Source organism: Robiginitalea sp. (assembly GCF_049588695.1).
GTDB lineage: Bacteria > Bacteroidota > Bacteroidia > Flavobacteriales > Flavobacteriaceae > Robiginitalea.
Genome location: NZ_JBAVZJ010000637.1, coordinates 1 through 1,882, shown reverse-complemented (window position 1 = coordinate 1,882; position 1,882 = coordinate 1). Strand labels below are relative to the sequence as shown.

The window sequence follows — 1,882 nt, the reverse complement described above, 5'->3', positions numbered from 1 at the left end:
TTGTACTCCTGGCTCAGATCGGGAGTTATGTGCCGGCCGAAAGTGCTCATCTGGGTATTGTCGATAAGATTTTTACCCGGGTAGGTGCCAGCGATAATATTTCCCTGGGGGAGTCTACGTTTATGGTGGAAATGAATGAGGCTGCCTCCATCCTGAATAACCTCTCGGATCGCAGTCTGATCCTCCTCGATGAAATCGGACGGGGCACCAGTACCTATGATGGGATATCCATCGCCTGGGCCATAGCGGAATACCTCCATGAACATCCGGCCCGGCCCAAAACCCTTTTTGCCACCCATTACCACGAACTCAATGAAATGGCCACCTTGTTCCCCCGGATTAAAAACTTCAATGTAGCTGTCAAAGAAGGAACCGAGAAGGTCCTGTTCTTAAGAAAACTCAAACCCGGGGGGAGTCATCACAGTTTTGGGATTCACGTGGCCCGGATGGCAGGAATGCCAAAGACAGTCATCCAGAAGGCCGAAAAACTGCTGAAGCAACTCGAAAAATCACATTCCGGGGACGCCCTGGAACAGCGGCTTAAGCCACAAGAAGACGAATTACAGCTCAGCTTTTTTCAACTCGACGACCCCTTGCTGGAACAGATCCGCGATGAGATCGTAAACCTGGACATCGACCGCCTCACCCCCGTGGAAGCCCTGATGAAACTCAATGAGATCAAGCGGTTGCTGAAAGCGAAAAAGTCTCTGGGTTCGTAGTTTTTTTGAAGGTGTGGCAAACACATTTCAATTCAGTAACCCGAAGGCCTTTAATTGTGACCGCTTCCAAAGGGAGCATTTTATAATTCCGTAACTTATCCCAAAATTAACCCAACCCTATGTTCGCCCTGAGTATCCGTACCCTTAAATCTGTTGCAGTATTACCCATTCTCTTTTTTACCCTGACCCCGGGTTTTGCCCAACGCAATTTTGACGATGTAGAAATCCGTACCGAGCAAGTGGCAAACAATATCTACGTCCTCTTTGGCGCCGGCGGAAACATAGGCCTGGCTGTAGGCGATGATGCCGCTTACCTTATTGATGACCAGTATGCCCCCCTTTCCGAAAAAATAAAGGCTGCTATAGGCAAAGTGACCGACAAGCCCCTGAAGTTTCTCGTCAACACCCACTGGCACGGGGATCATACAGGTGGGAATGCCAACTTTGCCAAGGCTGGTGCCACACTTATTGCCCATGAAAATGTCCGCAAACGCCTCGGCAGTCCCTCAGAACGCAATGGGCGCGTACGGGAAGCATCCCCGGAAGTGGCCCTCCCTGAAATTACATTTACAGACGAGCTCACCCTGCATCTGGGCCAGGGGCAGTCCATGCACGTCATGCATGTGAATGATGCACACACCGATGGAGATTCTTATATCTATTTTCCGGAAGCCAACGTGATCCATATGGGGGATAACTTTGCCAATGGGGGGTTCCCCTTTATAGATTTAAATTCAGGGGGCGAGATTGAAGGGTTTATAAAGAACCTGAACATGGCGTTGTTTATCGTGGATGAAAACACGAAAATTATCCCGGGCCATGGCCCCGTGACAAACCGGGAAACATTAAAAGCGTATCGCGATATGCTCGAAACACTTCGGGATCGTGTCAGGGCGGCACAAACTTCGGGAAAATCGTTGGAAGAAGCCCTGGCTATGGGGCTCTCGAAAGAATGGGATGCCGATTTCGGCACCGGGTTTATCAACAGCGAGGGAATTATCACTTCCATCTACCGCAGTTTAGAGTAAGATTATGATACGTAGGATTAAACAGAGTGCAAGGCACAATAAGATCTTCGTCCTATTCGCAATAGGCGTACTGCTTGCTTCATGCGCATCACAACAACAGCAGGAAACAGGAATAACCCCTGAGGAGTACCAGGT

2 protein-coding genes are annotated in these 1,882 nt (G+C 49.5%); both read left to right on the top strand.

The window, feature by feature from the left end:
• Positions 1 to 719: MutS-related protein (locus tag WBV75_RS14585; protein WP_424121312.1), on the top strand; the 719-nt coding region annotated here is incomplete at its 5' end.
• A 119-nt stretch (positions 720 to 838) separates the two neighbouring features.
• Entirely contained in the window at positions 839 to 1,747 is a 909-nt protein-coding gene (locus WBV75_RS14580; RefSeq protein ID WP_424121311.1) for an MBL fold metallo-hydrolase, read from the top strand.
• Positions 1,748 to 1,882: the final 135 nt, after the last annotated feature.

Bases quoted from the DNA above. Each gene is read 5' to 3' on its own strand.
- WBV75_RS14580 (WP_424121311.1), top strand. From the start codon at position 839: ATGTTCGCCCTGAGTATCCGTACCCTTAAATCTGTTGCAGTATTACCC.